The 17,325-nt window shown below is 67.2% G+C and carries 20 protein-coding genes; 8 read left to right on the forward strand and 12 right to left on the reverse strand.

Translation table 11 applies throughout. The annotated features are described in order from the left end of the window. Nucleotides 1–12: 12 nt before the first annotated feature. The 8 genes from paaE to VAPA_RS06435 all read right to left on the reverse strand — a co-directional run bounded on the left by paaE (nucleotide 13) and on the right by VAPA_RS06435 (nucleotide 6,505). Entirely contained in the window at nucleotides 13–1,107 is a 1,095-nt protein-coding gene (paaE, locus tag VAPA_RS06400) for a 1,2-phenylacetyl-CoA epoxidase subunit PaaE (protein WP_021005953.1), read from the reverse strand. Between the two features lie 3 nt (nucleotides 1,108–1,110). Continuing rightward, nucleotides 1,111–1,641 carry a 1,2-phenylacetyl-CoA epoxidase subunit PaaD gene (gene paaD / locus VAPA_RS06405; RefSeq protein WP_021005954.1) on the reverse strand — a complete coding sequence of 177 codons (531 nt, stop codon included), beginning with the start codon at nucleotides 1,639–1,641 and terminating at the stop codon, nucleotides 1,111–1,113. Continuing rightward, nucleotides 1,638–2,417, reverse strand: a complete 780-nt coding sequence (gene paaC, locus VAPA_RS06410) for a 1,2-phenylacetyl-CoA epoxidase subunit PaaC (protein ID WP_021005955.1) — start codon at nucleotides 2,415–2,417, stop codon at nucleotides 1,638–1,640. The genes paaD and paaC overlap by 4 nt, the downstream gene beginning before the upstream one ends. A 166-nt stretch (nucleotides 2,418–2,583) precedes the next feature. After that, entirely contained in the window at nucleotides 2,584–2,880 is a 297-nt protein-coding gene (paaB, locus tag VAPA_RS06415) for a 1,2-phenylacetyl-CoA epoxidase subunit PaaB (RefSeq protein ID WP_021005956.1), read from the reverse strand. Then, on the reverse strand, nucleotides 2,877–3,887 hold the full coding sequence (gene paaA, locus VAPA_RS06420) for a 1,2-phenylacetyl-CoA epoxidase subunit PaaA (RefSeq protein ID WP_021005957.1): 1,011 nt from the start codon (nucleotides 3,885–3,887) through the stop codon (nucleotides 2,877–2,879). The genes paaB and paaA overlap by 4 nt, the downstream gene beginning before the upstream one ends. Nucleotides 3,888–3,924: 37 nt before the next feature. Further along, nucleotides 3,925–5,241 carry a phenylacetate--CoA ligase PaaK gene (gene paaK / locus VAPA_RS06425; protein WP_021005958.1) on the reverse strand — a complete coding sequence of 439 codons (1,317 nt, stop codon included), beginning with the start codon at nucleotides 5,239–5,241 and terminating at the stop codon, nucleotides 3,925–3,927. Nucleotides 5,242–5,254: 13 nt separating this feature from the next. Continuing rightward, a complete protein-coding gene (paaI, locus tag VAPA_RS06430) occupies nucleotides 5,255–5,698 on the reverse strand; it encodes a hydroxyphenylacetyl-CoA thioesterase PaaI (protein WP_021005959.1) in 444 nt (147 codons plus the stop codon). Nucleotides 5,699–5,701: 3 nt separating this feature from the next. Continuing rightward, on the reverse strand, nucleotides 5,702–6,505 hold the full coding sequence (locus VAPA_RS06435) for an enoyl-CoA hydratase-related protein (protein WP_021005960.1): 804 nt from the start codon (nucleotides 6,503–6,505) through the stop codon (nucleotides 5,702–5,704). Nucleotides 6,506–6,632: 127 nt separating this feature from the next. On the opposite strand from VAPA_RS06435, the gene VAPA_RS06440 reads away from it, so the two are divergent. After that, a complete protein-coding gene (locus VAPA_RS06440) occupies nucleotides 6,633–7,235 on the forward strand; it encodes a phenylacetic acid degradation protein PaaY (RefSeq protein ID WP_021005961.1) in 603 nt (200 codons plus the stop codon). Between the two features lie 60 nt (nucleotides 7,236–7,295). Beyond that, nucleotides 7,296–7,952 carry a TetR/AcrR family transcriptional regulator gene (locus VAPA_RS06445; protein WP_021005962.1) on the forward strand — a complete coding sequence of 219 codons (657 nt, stop codon included), beginning with the start codon at nucleotides 7,296–7,298 and terminating at the stop codon, nucleotides 7,950–7,952. Here the strand turns inward: VAPA_RS06445 and VAPA_RS06450 are convergent. The 4 genes from VAPA_RS06450 to VAPA_RS06465 are packed head-to-tail and all read right to left on the reverse strand — an operon-like array spanning nucleotide 7,936 to nucleotide 12,006. Further along, nucleotides 7,936–8,973, reverse strand: coding sequence for a VWA domain-containing protein (locus tag VAPA_RS06450; protein WP_021005963.1), 1,038 nt, complete (start codon nucleotides 8,971–8,973; stop codon nucleotides 7,936–7,938). The two genes, VAPA_RS06445 and VAPA_RS06450, sit on opposite strands and share 17 nt — an antisense overlap. Beyond that, a complete protein-coding gene (locus VAPA_RS06455; RefSeq protein ID WP_021005964.1) occupies nucleotides 8,970–9,959 on the reverse strand; it encodes a DUF58 domain-containing protein in 990 nt (329 codons plus the stop codon). The genes VAPA_RS06450 and VAPA_RS06455 overlap by 4 nt, the downstream gene beginning before the upstream one ends. Beyond that, entirely contained in the window at nucleotides 9,940–10,953 is a 1,014-nt protein-coding gene (locus VAPA_RS06460; RefSeq protein WP_021005965.1) for an AAA family ATPase, read from the reverse strand. The genes VAPA_RS06455 and VAPA_RS06460 overlap by 20 nt, the downstream gene beginning before the upstream one ends. 45 nt (nucleotides 10,954–10,998) lie before the next feature. Then, nucleotides 10,999–12,006: a S1C family serine protease gene (locus tag VAPA_RS06465; RefSeq protein ID WP_021005966.1), complete on the reverse strand. Its 1,008-nt coding sequence runs from the start codon at nucleotides 12,004–12,006 to the stop codon at nucleotides 10,999–11,001. Between the two features lie 91 nt (nucleotides 12,007–12,097). Here VAPA_RS06465 and VAPA_RS06470 point away from each other — a divergent pair, with 91 nt between their 5' ends. The 6 genes from VAPA_RS06470 to VAPA_RS06495 all read left to right on the forward strand — a co-directional run bounded on the left by VAPA_RS06470 (nucleotide 12,098) and on the right by VAPA_RS06495 (nucleotide 17,311). Further along, the gene (locus VAPA_RS06470) at nucleotides 12,098–12,958 is read left to right on the forward strand and encodes a TatD family hydrolase (protein ID WP_021005967.1); all 861 of its coding nucleotides are present in this window, start codon (nucleotides 12,098–12,100) and stop codon (nucleotides 12,956–12,958) included. A gap of 129 nt (nucleotides 12,959–13,087) precedes the next feature. After that, nucleotides 13,088–13,495, forward strand: coding sequence for a hypothetical protein (locus VAPA_RS06475; protein WP_021005968.1), 408 nt, complete (start codon nucleotides 13,088–13,090; stop codon nucleotides 13,493–13,495). Nucleotides 13,496–13,572: 77 nt separating this feature from the next. Continuing rightward, nucleotides 13,573–14,100, forward strand: coding sequence for a DNA-deoxyinosine glycosylase (locus tag VAPA_RS06480; RefSeq protein WP_021005969.1), 528 nt, complete (start codon nucleotides 13,573–13,575; stop codon nucleotides 14,098–14,100). Further along, nucleotides 14,100–14,861: a class I SAM-dependent methyltransferase gene (locus VAPA_RS06485; RefSeq protein ID WP_041946028.1), complete on the forward strand. Its 762-nt coding sequence runs from the start codon at nucleotides 14,100–14,102 to the stop codon at nucleotides 14,859–14,861. Before VAPA_RS06480 ends, VAPA_RS06485 begins: the two co-directional genes overlap by 1 nt. Before the next feature lie 27 nt (nucleotides 14,862–14,888). Then, entirely contained in the window at nucleotides 14,889–16,685 is a 1,797-nt protein-coding gene (locus VAPA_RS06490; RefSeq protein WP_021005971.1) for a GspE/PulE family protein, read from the forward strand. 137 nt (nucleotides 16,686–16,822) lie between these two features. Then, a complete protein-coding gene (locus VAPA_RS06495; protein WP_021005972.1) occupies nucleotides 16,823–17,311 on the forward strand; it encodes a tripartite tricarboxylate transporter TctB family protein in 489 nt (162 codons plus the stop codon). Nucleotides 17,312–17,325: the final 14 nt, after the last annotated feature.

The following is a 17,325-nucleotide window of genomic DNA, read 5'->3' on the forward strand; positions in this document are numbered from 1 at the left end:
ATCGTTGTGGTGTCAACGCTCGTCGAAGGACAAGGTGACACGTTCTGTGAGAGGGTGGGCCTGGCAGGTCAGCACGAATCCCGCGGCTACCTCATTCTTGTCGAGCGCGAAGTTTCTTTCCATGCGGACTTCCCCCTCCACCAGCTTCGCGCGGCAGGTGCCGCACACGCCGGAGGTGCAGGAGAACGGCACTTCGAGGCCGGCGGCCGACGCCGCATCGAGGATGCTCGGCTGCCCTTCGGTGAAGGTGATCTCGCGCTGGAGCCCGTCGCGCACGATGGTGATGCGCGCCTGCTTGGCATCGCCGGGCAGGGCCTCGTGCACCACCGCACCGACCTGGCCTGCCGATGTCGCCGAAGGCAGCGCGACGCCGAAGCGCTCGATGTGGATGCGCTCCTCGGGCACGCCCGCGGCGAGCAGCGCGGCCTCGGCCTCGTCGTTCATCTGGAACGGGCCGCAGATGTAGGCGTGGTCGATGCTGGCGGCCGGCACCAGCGTGTTCAGGAACTCGCCGATCTTCTCGCGGTTCATTACGCCGCGGCCGAGCGGCGAATCCGTCTGCTCGTCGGAGAACACCAGCTGCAGCGCGAGTCGCGTCATGTAGCGGTTCTTCAGGTCCTCGATCTCTTCCTTGAACATCGTGGACTGCAGCTGCCGGTTGCCGTAGATCAGCGTGAAGCGGCTCAGCGGCTCGCGCGCGAGCACCGTCTTCATGATCGAGAGGATCGGCGTGATGCCGCTGCCGCCCGCAATGCCGAGGTGATGGCGCGCGGAGGCCGGCTCGATCGGCACGAAGAAGCGGCCTTGCGGCGCCATGACCTGCACCGTGTCGCCGGGCTGCAGATGCGCGTTGATCCAGTTGGAGAACACGCCGCCCTGCACCTTGCGCACGCCCACGCGCAGTTCGCCGTCGTCCAGGCCGGCGCAGATCGAATACGAGCGGCGCAGGTCCTGCCCGTCGATGTCGTGGCGCAGCGTGAGGTACTGGCCCTGCGTGAAGCCGAAGACTTGCTGCAGCTCGGGTGGCACCTCGAAGGAGACGATGACGGCCTCCGAGGTATCGGGCTCGACGGTCTTCACGCGCAGGGGATGGAAGAGGGTGCTCATCGCTCAGATCGGCTTGAAGTGTTCGAAGGGTTCGCGGCAGGCGAGACAGCGGTAGAGCGCCTTGCATGCGGTGGAGCCGAAGGCGGACAGGCGTTCGGTGCGCTCGCTCGCGCAGCGCGGGCAGGCAATTCGTTCGCTGCCGGCGATGCGGCCGAAGAGGCGGATGGGCATGGCGGTGCCGGCGGCTGCCTCGGGCGTGAGGTGGGCCGGCGGCGCAATGCCATAGGCCTTGAGCTTGGCGCGGCCTTCCTCGCTGATCCAGTCGCTGCTCCAGGCGGGCGCGCGCCGCAGGGTGGCGCGTGCGCGGCCGAGGCCGGCGTTTTCGATGGCGGCCAGCACGTCATGCTCGATGGCCTCGGTCGCGGGGCAGCCCGAGTACGTCGGCGTGAGAACGATCTCCAGCCCGTCGTCATGCGCGATCACCTCGCGCACGATGCCCAGGTCGCAGACCGACACGGCCGGCACCTCGGGGTCGAGGACGGTGTGCAGCACGGCCCATGCCGCGTCCACGCGCGATGCGATCGCGGTGTTCACCACACGCCTCCGGGATAGGCGCGCTGGAGATACTGCATCTCCGCCAGGATGTAGCCCATGTGCTCGCTGTGCACGCCCTGCTTGCCGGTGCTGCGGAAGGCGGCCTCCTGCGGCATCGCGAGCCCGGCCGCGTCGAGCACCTGCTGCATCTCGGCGAGCCACGGCTCGCGCAGTTCGCTCCATGCGGGGCCGAGGCCGCTCGCACTGGCTTGCGCATCCACCGCATCGCTCTCGAACAGCTCGGGCACGTAGAGCCAGAGCTGCTTCAGGGCACGCTCGGTGCGGCGGCGCGATTCGTCGGTGCCGTCGCCGAGCCGCACGACCCAGTCGCCCGAATGCTGCTGGTGGTAGCGCGCTTCCTTCACGGCCTTGCCGGCGATGGCGGCCACGTCGGCATCGCTCGACGCGGCGAGGCGCTGCCACAGCAGCTTGAGCAGCGTGGCGACCATGGTGTTGCGCAGCACGGCGAAGGCAAAGTCGCCGCGCGGCAGTTCGACCAGGGTGAGGTTGAAGTAGTCGCGCTCGTCGCGCAGGTAGGCGAGCTGGTCTTCGTCGTGCTCACGGCCGGTGCCTTCAAGCTTTCCCGCGTGGGTGAGCAGCGCGCGGGCCTGGCCGACGAGGTCGAGCGCGATATTGGCCATAGCGATGTCTTCTTCCAGCACGGGTGCGTGGCCGCACCATTCGCCAAGCCGCTGTGCCAGCACGAGGCAGGTGTCGCCTATGCGCAGCAGGTATTGCACGGCGGGGGTGCGGTTCAGTTCTATGGATGCTTGCATTTCAATGGCTCCAGCGCGCGTTGTGTTCGGGGTTCGTTTGTTCGTTCGTTCGGGGCGTGTGCACAGGCCACCGGGTACTCCCTTCCGCGAATGTCCCCCCGGCGGCGGGAGCGCGCCCCGAACAAGCAACGCGGCCAAGAGCAACAGGCAGACGTTTCATGGCTGGCTACATGTGGTCGACCGACTTGGGCAACTTATAGAAAGTGGGATGGCGGTAGACCTTGTCCTCCGCCGGATCGAAGAACATGTCCTTGTCCCCCGGGTCGCTCGCCACGATCTGCTCGGAACGCACCACCCAGATGCTGCTGCCTTCCTGGCGGCGTGTGTAGACGTCGCGCGCCATCTGGATCGCCATCTTCGAATCGGCCGCGTGCAGGCTGCCGCAATGCTTGTGGTCGAGCCCGGCCTTGCTGCGCACGAACACTTCCCAGAGCGGCCATTCCTGTTTCGTATCGGTGGTCATGCTGCTTCCTTCATCGGTTGCTTGTTCGCGTGGGCCATCGCGGCTTCGCGCACCCATGCGCCGTCTTCCCAGGCGTCGACGCGGGCCTGGAGGCGTTCGCGGTTGCAGGGGCCGTCACCGCCGATCACGCGCCAGAACTCGCTCCAGTCGATGGCGCCGAAGTCGTGCGCCTGGCGCTCCTCGTTCCACTTCAGGTCGGGGTCGGGCAAGGTCACGCCGAGGATGCGCGCCTGTTCCACGGTGGCGTCGATGAACTTCTGGCGCAGCTCGTCGTTGCTGAAGCGCTTGATGCCCCAGCGCATCGACTGCGCGCTGTTGGGCGACTGGTCGTCGGGCGGGCCGAACATCATGACCGAGGGCCACCACCAGCGGTTGACCGCGTCCTGCACCATCGCCTTCTGCGCCTCGGTGCCGTGGGTCATCATGGTCAGCAGCGCTTCGTAGCCCTGGCGCTGGTGAAAGCTCTCCTCGCGGCAGATGCGGATCATGGCGCGCGCGTACGGCGCATACGAGCAGCGGCAGATCGGCACCTGGTTCATGATGGCCGCGCCATCGACCAGCCAGCCGATGGTGCCCATGTCGGCCCAGGTCAGCGTGGGGTAGTTGAAGATCGAGCTGTACTTGGCGCGGCCGCTGTGCAGCGCATCGACCATCTGGTCGCGCGAGGTGCCCAGCGTTTCGGCGGCTGCATACAGGTAGAGCCCGTGGCCGCCTTCGTCCTGCACCTTGGCCAGCAGGATGGCCTTGCGCTTGAGCGTGGGGGCGCGGCCGATCCAGTTGCCTTCGGGCAGCATGCCGACGATTTCGGAATGCGCATGCTGGCTGATCTGGCGCACCAGCGTCTTGCGGTAGTGCTCGGGCATCCAGTCCTTCGCTTCGATGAAGTCGCCGGCGTCGATGTGCGCGTCGAAGCGCTCCTCGAGCCGCATCTCCTCGGCGGAGCGCACGGCTTTCTGCTTGCCGTCGCCTGCGTCCTTGCCCATGGTGTCCATGGCCTGGGTGTACATGTGCGTGTCCTTCGCAAAAGGGGTTGAAACGGCGCGCTCAGCGCGGGCGTGTGTCGATCACGCGGCGGGCCTTGCCGGTCTGCGTGCGTTCGATGGAATCGGGGTCGAACACGCGCACCGTGGTCGAGATGCCGACCAGCGTCTTCACGCGGTCCTGCACCCAGGCAGCGATGGCCCTGCGCTCGGCTTCGTCGACGGCGGCGTTGCGGTGCTCGAGCTCGCAGTGCACCTCGACCTCGTCGAGCAGGCCCTCGCGGCGCACGTGCACCTGGTAGAGGCCCGAGAGGCGCTCGTGCGCGAGCACGATCTCTTCCACCTGCGTGGGAAAGACATTGACGCCGCGGATGATCATCATGTCGTCGCTGCGCCCGACGATCTTGCCCATGCGGCGGAAGGCGCGCGAGGTGGGCGGCAACAGCCGCGTGAGGTCGCGCGTGCGGTAGCGCACGATGGGCATGGCCTCCTTGCTCAGCGAGGTGAAGACCAGTTCGCCTTCTTCGCCGTCGGCCTTCAGCTCGCCGGTGTCGGGGTCGATGATCTCGGGGTAGAAGTGGTCTTCCCAGATCACGGGGCCGTCCTTGCTCTCGACGCATTCGCTGGCCACGCCCGGGCCCATCACTTCGGAGAGGCCGTAGATGTCGACCGCATCGAGGCCGGCCTTGCCTTCGATGTCGCGGCGCATGGCCTCGGTCCACGGCTCGGCGCCGAAGATGCCGATCTTGAGCGAGCTGTCTTTGGCATCGAGGCCCAGGCGCTCGAACTGCTCGATGATCACCTGCATGTAGCTGGGCGTGACCATGATGATGTCGGGCTTGAAGTCCTGGATCAGCTGCACCTGCTTCTCGGTCTGGCCGCCCGACATCGGAATGACGGTGCAGCCCGCGCGCTCGGCACCGTAGTGCGCGCCCAGGCCGCCGGTGAAGAGGCCGTAGCCGTACGACACGTGCACCATGTCGCCAGCGCGGCCGCCCGCCGCGCGGATGGAGCGGGCGACGAGGTCGGCCCAGGTGTCGATGTCCTTCAGCGTGTAGCCCACCACGGTCGGCTTGCCGGTGGTGCCCGACGAGGCATGGATGCGCGCCACCTGCGTGCGCGGCACGGCGAACATGCCGAAGGGGTAGTTGTCGCGCAGGTCGGTCTTCACCGTGAACGGAAACTTCGACAGGTCGGCCAGCGACTTCAGATCATGGGGGTGCACGCCCTTGGCATCGAAGGCCTTGCGGTAGTGCGGCACGTTGTCATACGCGCGCTGCAACGTGGCGCGCAGGCGGCTGAGCTGAAGCGAGGTGATCTCGTCGCGGCTCGCGGTTTCGATGGGCTCGAGCTCGCCGGGAGCGGGGTGTCTGGCTGTCATGGTGCTTGTCTCCTCAGGCGGCAACGGCGGGGCGGCCCTTGGCGGTGTACGAGCGGCCGCGAAACATCGCGACGCGCTCGCCGCGCTGGTTGGTGATTTCGGTGTCGTACACGCCGGTGCGCCCGGCCTTCGAAACCTCGAAGCAACGCGCGGTGAGCATGTCGCCTTCGCGCGCCGGCGCAATGAAGTCGATCGAAAAACCCGAGGCCACGGTCAGCTCGTTGTACGAGTTGCAGGCGAAGGCAAAGGTGGAATCGGCCAGCGTGGCCATGAAGCCGCCGTGGCAGATGGCGTGGCCGTTGAGCATGTCGGGGCGCACGCGCATTTCGAGCGTGGCCTGGCCGGGGCCGACCTCGACGATGCGCATGCCGAGGCCCTTGCTGGCGTTGTCGTTCGCGAACATGCCGTCGCGGACGTGCTCGGCAGTCTGCTGGGGAGTGCGGGTGGTGTCTGCCATGGCCTAGCGGTCCTTGAATTGCGGCGCGCGCTTGGCACGGAAGGCTTCGACACCTTCGCGGTAGTCGCCGGCATTGCCCATCTCGCGCTGGATGCGGGCTTCTTCGGCAAGTGCCGTATCGAGGTCCATGTCCTGCGCCGCGGCCATGGCCTGGCGTGTGGCGACGAGGGCGCGGGTCGGCATGCCGGCCAGCTCCAAGGCGAGCGCGGCGGCTGTGTTGGCCAGCGCCGCGTCTTCCACGCACTGCCAGATCAGGCCGATGCGCGCGGCTTCCTCGGCCGGCAGCTTGTCGCCCAGCATCGCGATGCCCAGCGCGCGCGCAGAACCGACGAGGCGGGGCAGCAGCCATGTGCCGCCGGTGTCGGGCACGAGGCCGATCTTGGTGAAGGCCTGGATGAAGCTGGCCGAACGCGCAGCCAGGACGAGGTCGCAGCACAGTGCGATGTTGGCGCCCGCTCCGGCGGCAACGCCGTTGACGGCGGCGACCACGGGCACCGGCATCGAGCGCAGCCGCGCGACGAGCGGGGCGTACCAGGTGGAGATGACGTGGCCCAGGTCCTTGGGCGCGGCCCCGGGCGTGGGGTCGGGTGCGACCGAGGGATCGGCGAGATCCTGCCCGGCGCAGAAGGCGCGGCCCGCGCCCGTGAGCACCAAGCAACGCACTTCCGGATCGTCGGCCGCAAGGTTCAACGCCGCCATCAGTTCGCCGTGCAGTTCGGTCGTGAAGCTGTTGAGCGCTGCGGGGCGGTTGAGGCTCAGCGTGCGAACGGCGCCGGCATTGCTGGTGAGAACTAAAGGCTCTGCCATGGACTTGTCTCTTATCCTTAAACACTATTGACCGACCGTCCGGTAGATTTTAAGATCGACCTCGATGCCGGCACAAGCGGGTGGCTTCAGGGCAAACCCTGAGCCCGCAACAAAGGAGACCGATCGAATGCCCAGCTACTCCATCGACGGCGTGATTCCCGTCGTCGACCCGACGGCCTACGTGCACCCCAGCGCTGTCCTGATCGGCGACGTGATCGTCGGCCCCGGCTGCTACGTCGGCCCCTGCGCCAGCCTGCGCGGCGATTTCGGCCGCATCGTGCTGCAGGAGGGCTCGAACGTGCAGGACCACTGCTGCATCCACGGCTTTCCGGACCAGGACACGGTGGTCGAGGTCAACGGCCACATCGGCCACGGCGCGATCCTGCACAGCTGCATCGTCCGGCGCGATGCACTGGTGGGCATGAACGCGGTGGTGATGGACGAGGCCGAGATCGGCGAGCAGGCCATCGTGGCGGCCTGCGCCTTCGTGCCGGCCGGCATGAAGGTGCCGGGGCGCACGCTCGTGGCGGGCATTCCGGCCAGGGTGAAGAAGACGCTGAGCGAGGAAGAAATTGCCTGGAAGCTCGAAGGCACGCAGACCTACCAGGCGCTCACCGTGCGCAGCCTGGCCAGCCTGCACGAGGTCGCGCCGCTGCAGCAGATGGAGCCCGGCCGCCCGCGCCTGCCCGCCTCCGAGGTGCGCTCGCTGATCGCGACGCGGCGCGGATAGCTTCGTGCAAGATCACGGGTTGCCCGCAACAACTGCCCATCAAGGAAGAAAGAAGACCCGATGCCGCGTGGAAGATCCGCCACCTACGACGACCAGCGCGAGTTCATCCTGGCGCAGGCCGCCCAGCTGTTCGCGCGCCGCGGCTATCCCGCCACCTCGATGAACCAGGTGGCCGAGGCCTGCAATCTTTCGAAGGCGACGCTCTATCACTATTACAAGGACAAGAGCAGTCTCTTGATCAGCATTGCCGAGACGCATGTCTCGCGCCTGGCCGCGCTGGTGGCCGAGGAAGAGGCGTCGGTGCACACCGACGAAGAGCGGCTGCGCCGTTTCATCTACCGCATCGTCGAGGAATACGCCGGCGCGCAGGACGCCCACCGCGTGCTGACCGACGACGTGCGCTTTCTCGAGGAGGAAGACCGCGAGCGCGTGCTCGACCAGGAGCGGCAGGTGGTGGCCGGCTTTGCGCGTGCGGTGTCGGCCCTGCGGCCGGGCGCGCCGAGCGACGATCTGGCCAAGCCGCTGACCATGCTGTTGTTCGGCATGATCAACTGGATGTTCACCTGGATGAAGCCCGGCGGCCGCCTCGACCATGCGTCCATTGCGCCGATCGTGGCCGACCTGTTCCTGGGAGGCATCGGCGCGGTGAAGTCGCCTCCGCCGGCCGGTGCGGCGCCGTCGGCGCGCCTGTTGGACTCCGTCAAAGAATCCGGTTGAACCAGAGCAGCGACAGCCCCGCCGACAGCAGCGTCAGAATGGCCGCGCCCAGCGCGAAGAGCGCCGAGATCTCGGTTTCCTTCTTCTCGACCGTGAGCCGCGAGCTCAGCGTTTCGTAGACCTTCTTCAGGTCGGCGGCGGTGCCGGCGTAGAAGTATTCGGCCTGCGTCTTGTTGGCCACGGCCTTGAGCGTTTCCTCGTCGAGCCGCACGCGCATCGACCAGCCCTCGAAGCCGATGGTTTCACCATCGACCGTGCCCACGCCCACCGTGTAGATGCGCACGCCGCGGTCCGCCGCGGCCTTGGCGGCATCGAGCGGATCGACGCCGGTGGTGCGCTGCCCGTCGGTCAGCATGATGACGGCGGCCGAGGTGTAGGAACCCGGCGCCACCGGAGTGAACTCCTTGGCCTGCTTTTCCGTCTGGTCGATGGGCGTGCCGCGCTGGCGGCTGGGCGCGCTGAACTGCGAGATGTCGATGCCTGCATCGGGGAACAGGGTGGCGAGCGACACCACGATCGCATTGCCCGTGGCTGTGGCGCGCTGCAGCTGGAAGCTGTCGATCGCGGTGATCAGGTCGTCGTGGTTGGTGGTGGGCAGTTGCGCCACCTGCGCGCTGCCTGCGAAGGCCACGATGCCCACCTTGACGTGGCGCGGCAGGTCCTTGATGAAGCTCTTGGCCGCCTCCTGCGCCGCGACCAGCCGGTTGGGCAGCACGTCGGCCGCGCGCATGCTGCCCGACACGTCCATCGCCAGGATGATGGTCTGCTGGTTCGACGGCAGCAGCACCACCGCCATGGGCCGCGCGGCGGCCACCAGCATCGCGGCCATGGCCAGCAGGAACAGGAACGGTGGAATGTGTCGGCGCACGCTCTGGCCGGCGCCCATCGCTTCGCGCACGATCGACAGGCTGGCATAGCGCACCGCGAGCTTCTTCTTGCGGCGGATCAGCCAGACGTAGAGCAACACCAGCAGCGGCAAGGCCGCCAGCAACCAGAGGAATTGAGGCCAGAGAAATGTCATGCTGCCACCGCCTTCATGCTGCCCGGGCCGATGCGCATGCGGCGCTTGCGCAGGTCGGCGAAACGAACGATGGCTTCCACCAGGTCGTCGCTGGTCGAAAGCTCCAGCGCGTCGACGCCCGCTTTCGCGAGCGAAGCACGCAGCGTTGCTTCACGCTCGGCCGCCAGGCGCGCAAAGCGCTTGCGAAAGCCGGCGTCGTGCGTGTCGACCCAGAGCTGCTCGCCGGTTTCTGCGTCGCGCAGCGGCACCAGGCCAAGATCGGGCAGCTCGAGCTCGAGCGGATCGAACAGGCGCACGGCAATGACTTCATGCCGCTGTACCAACTGGCCGAGCGGGCGTTCCCAGCCGGGCTCGCTCAGGAAGTCGGACACCACGAACACGGTGGAGCGGCGCGGCATCAGCGTGGCGGCGGATTTCAACAGATCGGCCAGGCGGGTCATGCCTTTTTGCGTGGGCGCGGCATCGACCTTGTCGGCCCGCCGCTCCATCGCATGCAGCAGATGCAGCACGTGCCGGCGGCCGCTGCGCGGCGGAATCACCGCTTCGAGGTCGGTGCCGTAGACCAGTGCCCCCACCCGGTTGCCGTGGCGCGTGAGCAGGCGCGCGAGCACGCCGACGAAGCCGGCCGAGATTTCGCGCTTGGCTTTGAGGCCGGAGCCGAAATCGACCGAGCGGCTCAGGTCGAGCACGAACCAGGCCGACATCTCGCGGTCTTCGGTGAAGACGCGCACGTGCGGTGTCTGCAGGCGGGCGGTGACGTTCCAGTCGATGTGGCGCACGTCGTCGTTGTGCTGGTATTCGCGCAGGTCGGCCAGGTCGAGGCCGGTGCCGCGCATCAGCGTGCGGTAGTCGCCCTGCAGCAGGCCATCGAGACGGCGGATGACGGTCCATTCGAGCCGGCGCAGCGCGCGTTCCGCTCCACCGGCTTCGGCGATGAGCCGTTCGTCGTTCGCGGCCGCGGGGGCCTTACGCCACCAGCTTTTCATGTTCGAGCGGTTTGGGAGGAGCGGGAACGGCCTTCATGATCTTCTCGATCAGGCTGTCGGGTGTGAGGCCTTCGGACAAGCCTTCGTAGGAAAGCGTCACGCGATGGCGCAGTACGTCGGGCACCAGCGCCGTCATGTCTTCGGGCAGGGCATAGCTGCGACCGCGCAGCAGCGCGAGCGCGCGCGCGCCTTCGGTGAGGCTGATGCTCGCGCGCGGACTCGCGCCGAAAGTGATGAAGCGGCGCATGTCCTTCAGGCCGTGCTTGTCGGGCGTGCGCGTGGCCGACACCAGCTTGACCGCGTACTGGATGAGCGAAGGGTCGACGTACACGCGCCGCGCCTCGGCCTGCAGGGTTGCGAGCTGCTCGGTGGTTGCCACCGGATTGACCTCGACCAGCGAGCCGATCACGCGCTGGACGATGACGAACTCTTCCTCGTCGCTCGGGTAGTCGACCAGCACCTTCATCATGAAACGGTCGACCTGCGCCTCCGGCAGCGGATAGGTGCCCTCGGTCTCGATCGGGTTCTGCGTGGCCATGACCAGGAAGGGGCGCGGCACCCTGTGCGTTTCGCCGGCAATGGTGACCTGGCGCTCCTGCATCACCTCGAGCAGCGCGCTCTGCACCTTGGCGGGCGCGCGGTTGATTTCGTCGGCCAGCAGCAGGTTGGCGAACACCGGGCCGAGCGAGGTGCTGAACTCGCCGGTCTTCTGGTTGTAGATGCGCGTGCCCACCAGGTCGGCCGGCACCAGGTCGGGCGTGAACTGGATGCGCTTGAACTGGCCGCGCACGGTGTCGGCCAGCGTCTTGATGGTGAGCGTCTTCGCGAGGCCCGGCACGCCTTCGACCAGCAGGTGCCCGCCCGCGAGCATGGCCACCATCACGCGCTCCAGGAAGCGGTCCTGGCCCACCACCACGCGCTTGACCTCGTAGAGGATCTGCTCCATCAGTTCGGCCGTGGCGGAAGACGTGGAAAAGGGGGTCTCAGTGCTCATGCGAGGGCCTCTCTGTAAACAATCGAAAGCGTGGGGCGTTCCTGGCTAGAACGGCGGCGAGCCCGCGGCCGAGGCCGCGTTCTCAATGGGCACCGCAAACCCGATGCCGATGAAGGTGCGCTGCTGCGTGGGATTGAGGATGGCGGTGACGATGCCGAGCACCTCGCCGTCCATGTTGATCAGCGGGCCACCCGAGTTGCCGGGGTTGGCTGCCGCGTCGAACTGGATCAGGTTGCCCAGTTCCTGCTTGCCCTCGGGCGAGCGGAACGAGCGCTTCAGGCCCGACACCACGCCGGCCGACACCGAGGGGCCGATGCCGAACGGAAAACCGACCGCGGCCACCTGGTCGCCGGGCCGCAGGTCTCCGGTCGAGCGCATGGCAGCGGGAATCAGGTCGTCGGGGATCTTCTGGGCCTGCAGCACCGCGAGGTCGTTCTCGGGCTGCACGCCGGTGATGGTGGCCACGGCCTCGAGCCCGTCGGAGAAGGTGACCTTGATGGTCTCGGCGCCGGCAACCACATGCAGGTTGGTGAGGATCACGCCCTTGTCGACGATGACCACCCCGGTGCCCACGCCGCGTTCGACCTCGCCCGGCGGCGCGTCGGCTTCGGGCGGCTTGCCCTTGGCCATGTTGCGGCCGCGCTTCTGGGTCTTGGCCTCGGGCGTGGCCTTCTCGGGGCCGTAGCCGACCACCCGGACCACCGAGGGCCGCACGATCTCGGCGGCCTTTGCGGCGGGCGAGGGGAGCGTGTTGGTCTGCAGCGTGCGCAGCACGGCTGAATCGATGTCCTTCTGCGTCAACGCCTTGCCCTGCCGGGGCCACCACGTGGCGCCGCCTGCAACCAGCGCGGCGCACAGCACCAGGAGGAACGCAAAGCTGCGCCGGCCTGGCTGCCAGCCGGCCTTGGCATGGGGATTCGGGGGGGGCGATGAATCGGGCGGCGCACCGTTGCCTCCACCCTCGGGCGATGACACGGCAGCCTGATGGGCCGCGGAATCGGCCGCTTGGGGCAGCGTGCGGGGCGAACGGCTGTAAAAAGCGGGCCTGCGCATCGGGGCACCTCCGGCAAGGGATGACGGGTGAGTAGGGAGTCACAGTAGCACGCTTTCTTCTGCCTTGCATCCCTTCGGGCATCATCTCGCCATGGCTGTATTTGTCGATACCCACTGCCACCTCGATGCGCCCGAATTCGGTGCGGAAATGCCGCTCATCCGTGCACGGGCCGCCGAACGGGGCGTCGCGCTGTGCGTCATTCCTGCCGTGGCGGTCTTCAATTTTGCGACCGTGCGCGAGCTGGCGCAGGTGCAGGGCGACGCCTATGCGCTCGGAATCCACCCGCTGTGCACCGGCAATGCGCAGGATGCCGACCTGGAGGCGCTCGATGCCGAGCTTGCCGCACGCCGCAGCGACCCACGGCTGGTCGCGGTCGGCGAAATCGGTCTCGACTACTTCGTGGAAGGGTTGGACAGCGACAAGCAGCAGCACTTTTTTCACACTCAGTTGCAACTCGCGCGCAAATACGATCTGCCGGTGCTCATCCACGTGCGCCGCTCGGTCGACAAGGTGCTCAAGCACCTGCGGCAGACCGCGGCCGGCCGGCCGTGGCAGGGCATCGCCCATGCGTTCAACGGCAGCGAGCAGCAGGCCACGGCCTGCATCGACATCGGGCTGAAGCTGGGCTTCGGCGGCACCGTCACCTTCGATCGCGCATTGCAGCTGCGGCGGCTGGCGGCCACGCTTCCGCTCGATTCGATGGTGATGGAAACCGATGCGCCCGACATCCAGCCGCATTGGCTCTACCGCACCCAGGCGCAGCGCGCGGCCGGCGAACCGCAGGGCCGCAACGAACCGGGCGAACTGCCGCGCATCGCCGAAGTGGTGGCCCGGCTGCGCGGAATGGAAGTCGATGAACTGGCCCGGGCCACCACCCGCAACGCGCTGAAAGCCCTGCCGGGGCTCGAAAGTCTTCTTTCGTTGTCGGAAGGCCGGCCGCACCCCGCGTAGGCCGATATCCCGAGTTGCGACGGCGCAAGGAAGCGTGCGCATTTGCTGTCATCCTTGGTGTTCGAAGTGCCGTTTCTTGTCCAGTGGCAAGTTCGTCACTCCAACTGTCATCCCCAAAGGAGCTTTTGCATGAACACATTTTTCATTCGCACCGTGCCCGTCGTGCTGGCCCTCGCGCTCGCCTCCATCGGCGTGTCCGCCGTGGCCCAGACCGCCGCCCCGGCCACCGCCGCCCCGGCCACCGCGGAACCCACCACCACTGAAAAGGTGAAGGAAGCCGGCAAGGACGCCGTCGATGCCACCAAGCGCACGACCAAGAAGGTCGTGGACGCCACCGAGCGCGGCACCGAGAAGGCCTGGAACGCGACCAAGCGCACCACCAAGAAGGCCACCACCGCCACCAAGAAGGCCGCCGTGAAGACGGGTGAAGCCGTTGAAACCGCCGGCCACAAGACGGCCGACGGCATGCGCAGCACCGGCAAGGCCATTGGCGAGAAGGTGCCCGGCACCGCAGAGAACGAAGCCGCCAAGAAGTAACCTGGCTTCGGCCTTGACGAGAGAACCCGCTTCGGCGGGTTTTTTTCATGGGCGTCGACAGTGCCAAGATACCGCCCATGAATTCACCTGTCGCGCCCGGCACCGCCAGCGCAGTGCTTACGGGACTCGCACCGATCGTCTCGCCCGTCACCGTCGTGCTGATCCTGGGCAGCTTCCCGGGCGTGCGGTCGCTCGAACTGCAGCAGTACTATGCGCATCCGCAAAATCAGTTCTGGAAAATCTTGCAAGCCGCTTGGCCCCACCATCCGCTCCCCATGGGCGCAGACAGCTATCCCGAGAAGAAAGAGTGGCTGCTCGACCGCGGCCTGGGCGTGTGGGACGTGTACGCCGCCTGCGAGCGCGAGGGCAGCCTCGACTCCGCCATTCGCGCGCCCGTGGCCAACGACATCGCGGGCCTGCACTTGCCCCGGCTGGCCGCCATTGCGCACAACGGCGGCGAGAGCTTCAAGCATGCGCGCCACACGCGCACCCTGGGGGTGCCGGTCCATCAGCTGCCTTCCACCAGCCCCGCCAACGCGTCGTGGAGCTTCGAGCGCAAGCTCGCAGCCTGGCGCGAGGTCTTTGACGCCCACCACCTTCTTTGATGGCCACGAGCAAAACTCCCGTTCTCCCCGAAGTCAATTTTTCCGACTGGGGCGACATCCGCTACCTGCACCTTGGCACCGAATGGGTCCAGGGCTCGATGAAGCTCGATGCGCCGTTCGAAATCGAACTTGAATACGTGCAGCGCATGATGGCCTGGCTGCTGTTCGCCGACCCGAAGAGCCTGGCGAGCCGCCATGCGATGCAGCTCGGCCTCGGCGCGGCCACGCTCACCAAGTTCTGCCGCAAGACCCTGCGCATGCGCACCACCGCGGTGGAGCTCAATCCGCAGGTGGTGTCGGCCTGCCGCGGCTGGTTCAAGCTGCCGGCCGACGACCCGAAGCTGCGCGTGGTCATTGCCGATGCGGCGCTCGAGATCCGCAAGCCCGAGTGGCAGGGCACGGTCGATGCGCTGCAGGTCGACCTGTACGACCATGAGGCCGCCGCGCCGGTGCTCGACAGCGAAGACTTCTACGCCGATTGCCGCGCGCTGCTCACCGAAGACGGCTGCATGACGGTCAACCTCTTCGGCCGCTCGTCGAGCTACGAACGCAGCCTCGAGAAAATCGCCGCTGCATTCGGCGCCGACGCGGTCTGGGCCTTCAAGCCGACGCGCGAAGGCAACACGGTGGTGCTGGCGCAGCGCACGCCGAGCCGGCCCAAGCGCGAAGCCCTTGCCGAGCGCGCCCAAACGATCCAGACTCGATGGGGCCTGCCCGCGCCGAAATGGCTGCGCGTGTTCAAGCCGCTGAATCCCACCTGAATTCACCTTCACCCGACCGTCCGGCCCATGAGCGCAGTCCCCGCTGTTTCCGCCCCCGCCCCGCTGGCCACCCGCCACGAAGGTCCGCTCGACCTGCGCCGCCTGATCGAATGGCTCGCCGCCGACGGCGTGATTTCGCCGGTGGAAGCCAAGCGCACCATCGCGCGCTGCGCCCAGGCCGAGAGCCGGCAGGCGCCGCTGGTGCGTCTGGCCAACGTGGCCATGACGCGCGAAAGCGACGGCAAGCCGCTCGACCTCGAAATGCTCACGCAATGGCTCTCCGGCCGCGCGGGGCTTGCCTACCTTCGCATCGATCCGCTCAAGGTCGACGTGGGCAAGGTCGCCGACACCATGAGCGCGGCCTACGCCGAGCGCCACAAGGTGCTGCCGGTGCAGGTGCTGCCCAACGAGGTGGTGGTGGCCACGGCCGAGCCCTTCCTGACCGACTGGATCGCCGAAGTGGAACGCCAGTCGCGCCGCACCGTGCGCCGCGTGGTGGCCAATCCCACGGACATCCAGCGCTACACGGCCGAATTCTTCGCGCTCGCCAAGTCGGTGCGCGCCGCGCAGAAGGCCGGCGGCAACACCGGCGGCGCGAGCTTCGAGCAGCTGGTGGAACTGGGCAAGAGCACCAAGCAGCTCGACGCCAACGACCAGAGCGTGGTGCAGGTGGTCGACTGGCTCTGGCAATACGCCTTCGACCAGCGCGCGAGCGACATCCACCTGGAGCCGCGCCGCGAGCAGGGCGTGATCCGCTTTCGCATCGACGGCATCCTGCACCCGGCCTACCAGATGCCCATGGGCGTGATGAACGCGATGGTGTCGCGCATCAAGCTGCTGGGCCGCATGGACGTGGTCGAGAAGCGGCGTCCGCTCGACGGCCGCATCAAGACCCGCAACATGCGCGGCGACGAAGTCGAAATGCGCCTGTCCACCTTGCCGACGGCCTTCGGCGAGAAGATGGTGATGCGCATCTTCGACCCCGACACCGCGGTGAAGGACCTCGACGCCCTCGGTTTCGCGCAGCACGACGCGCAGCGCTGGGAACAGCTCGTCACGCGACCCAACGGCATCATCCTGGTGACGGGGCCCACGGGCTCGGGCAAGACCACCACGCTGTACTCCACGCTCAAGCGCGTGGCGACCGAGGAGGTCAACGTGAGCACGGTGGAAGACCCGATCGAGATGATCGAGCCTTCGTTCAACCAGACGCAGGTGCAGCCGCAGCTCGACTTCGGTTTTACCGAAGGCCTGCGCGCGCTGATGCGGCAGGACCCGGACATCATCATGGTCGGCGAAATCCGCGACCTTGCCACCGCCGAGATGGCGGTGCAGGCCGCGCTCACCGGCCACCTGGTGTTCAGCACGCTGCACACCAACGACGCGCCGAGCGCCATCACGCGGCTGATGGAGCTCGGCGTGCCTTCGTACCTCATCAATGCCGTGATGCTCGGCGTGCTGGCCCAGCGGCTGGTGCGCACGCTGTGCCCCAACTGCAAGCAGCCCGACGACACGGTCACGCGCGAGAAGCTCGAAACCATCGTCAAGCCCTGGCAGATCACCGGTTCGGTGCGCGCCTACAAGCCTGTGGGCTGCGTCGACTGCCGCATGACCGGCTACATGGGCCGCATGGGCCTGTACGAGCTGCTGAGCATCAGCGAAGACTTCAAGGCGCAGGTCACCAAGGAACCCAATCTGGCCGGCCTGCGCCGGCAGGCCGTGATCGACGGCATGCGCCCGCTGCGCCTGGCCGGGGCGCTGCGCGTGGCCGAAGGCGTCACCACCATCGAGGAAGTGCTGAGCGCGACGCCTCCGCTGGAGTGAGGCAAGTCAGGGCGCCGGAAAAAGAGCGCGCCGCCCCTGGGGGTTATCCCTAGGCGCTCGGTTAGTGGAATCCACATCGAGCTGACCACCAGCTGACTCGACAATCTCGCATCGAAATTTGTTCGAGGAGACTGTTCGTGAAAATCAAGAGTCAGAAAGACTTTTTCTCGGGTCTGATGTTTACGGTCGTGGGCGTGGCGTTCGCATGGGGCGCCACCACCTACAGCGTAGGCAGCGGCGCCCGCATGGGGCCGGGCTACTTCCCGTTGATGCTGGGCATCCTGATGGCCGTCATCGGCCTGGGGATCATGTTCAGCGGCCTGACCGTCGAAACCACCGACGGCGAAAAGATCGGCAAGTGGGCCTGGAAGCAGGTCGTGTTCATCCTGGGCGCCAATCTCGCGTTCGGCATCCTGCTGGGCGGCCTGCCGAGCCTCGGCGTGCCGGCCATGGGAATGATCATCGCGATCTACGCGCTCGTGCTCATCGCGAGCCTCGCGGGCCACGAGTACAGGCTGCGTACCGTGCTGATCCTGGCCACCGTGCTGGCCGTCGGCAGCTATGTCGCCTTCATCTGGGCCCTCAAGCTGCAGATCCAGGTCTGGCCGACCTTCATCACCGGTTGAGAAGAAAGCTGCTC

Source organism: Variovorax paradoxus B4 (assembly GCF_000463015.1).
GTDB classification, from domain to species: Bacteria; Pseudomonadota; Gammaproteobacteria; order Burkholderiales; family Burkholderiaceae_C; genus Variovorax; species Variovorax paradoxus_E.

Excerpts from the sequence above, each read along its gene's own strand:
- paaE (WP_021005953.1), bottom strand. The coding sequence starts at position 1,107 with ATGAGCACCCTCTTCCATCCCCTGCGCGTGAAGACCGTCGAGCCCGAT.
- paaC (WP_021005955.1), bottom strand. The coding sequence starts at position 2,417 with ATGCAAGCATCCATAGAACTGAACCGCACCCCCGCCGTGCAATACCTG.
- paaB (WP_021005956.1), bottom strand. The coding sequence starts at position 2,880 with ATGACCACCGATACGAAACAGGAATGGCCGCTCTGGGAAGTGTTCGTG.
- paaA (WP_021005957.1), bottom strand. The coding sequence starts at position 3,887 with ATGTACACCCAGGCCATGGACACCATGGGCAAGGACGCAGGCGACGGC.
- paaK (WP_021005958.1), bottom strand. The coding sequence starts at position 5,241 with ATGACAGCCAGACACCCCGCTCCCGGCGAGCTCGAGCCCATCGAAACC.
- paaI (WP_021005959.1), bottom strand. The coding sequence starts at position 5,698 with ATGGCAGACACCACCCGCACTCCCCAGCAGACTGCCGAGCACGTCCGC.
- VAPA_RS06435 (WP_021005960.1), bottom strand. The coding sequence starts at position 6,505 with ATGGCAGAGCCTTTAGTTCTCACCAGCAATGCCGGCGCCGTTCGCACG.
- VAPA_RS06440 (WP_021005961.1), top strand. The coding sequence starts at position 6,633 with ATGCCCAGCTACTCCATCGACGGCGTGATTCCCGTCGTCGACCCGACG.
- VAPA_RS06445 (WP_021005962.1), top strand. The coding sequence starts at position 7,296 with ATGCCGCGTGGAAGATCCGCCACCTACGACGACCAGCGCGAGTTCATC.
- VAPA_RS06450 (WP_021005963.1), bottom strand. The coding sequence starts at position 8,973 with ATGACATTTCTCTGGCCTCAATTCCTCTGGTTGCTGGCGGCCTTGCCG.
- VAPA_RS06455 (WP_021005964.1), bottom strand. The coding sequence starts at position 9,959 with ATGAAAAGCTGGTGGCGTAAGGCCCCCGCGGCCGCGAACGACGAACGG.
- VAPA_RS06460 (WP_021005965.1), bottom strand. The coding sequence starts at position 10,953 with ATGAGCACTGAGACCCCCTTTTCCACGTCTTCCGCCACGGCCGAACTG.
- VAPA_RS06465 (WP_021005966.1), bottom strand. The coding sequence starts at position 12,006 with ATGCGCAGGCCCGCTTTTTACAGCCGTTCGCCCCGCACGCTGCCCCAA.
- VAPA_RS06470 (WP_021005967.1), top strand. The coding sequence starts at position 12,098 with ATGGCTGTATTTGTCGATACCCACTGCCACCTCGATGCGCCCGAATTC.
- VAPA_RS06475 (WP_021005968.1), top strand. The coding sequence starts at position 13,088 with ATGAACACATTTTTCATTCGCACCGTGCCCGTCGTGCTGGCCCTCGCG.
- VAPA_RS06480 (WP_021005969.1), top strand. The coding sequence starts at position 13,573 with ATGAATTCACCTGTCGCGCCCGGCACCGCCAGCGCAGTGCTTACGGGA.
- VAPA_RS06485 (WP_041946028.1), top strand. The coding sequence starts at position 14,100 with ATGGCCACGAGCAAAACTCCCGTTCTCCCCGAAGTCAATTTTTCCGAC.
- VAPA_RS06490 (WP_021005971.1), top strand. The coding sequence starts at position 14,889 with ATGAGCGCAGTCCCCGCTGTTTCCGCCCCCGCCCCGCTGGCCACCCGC.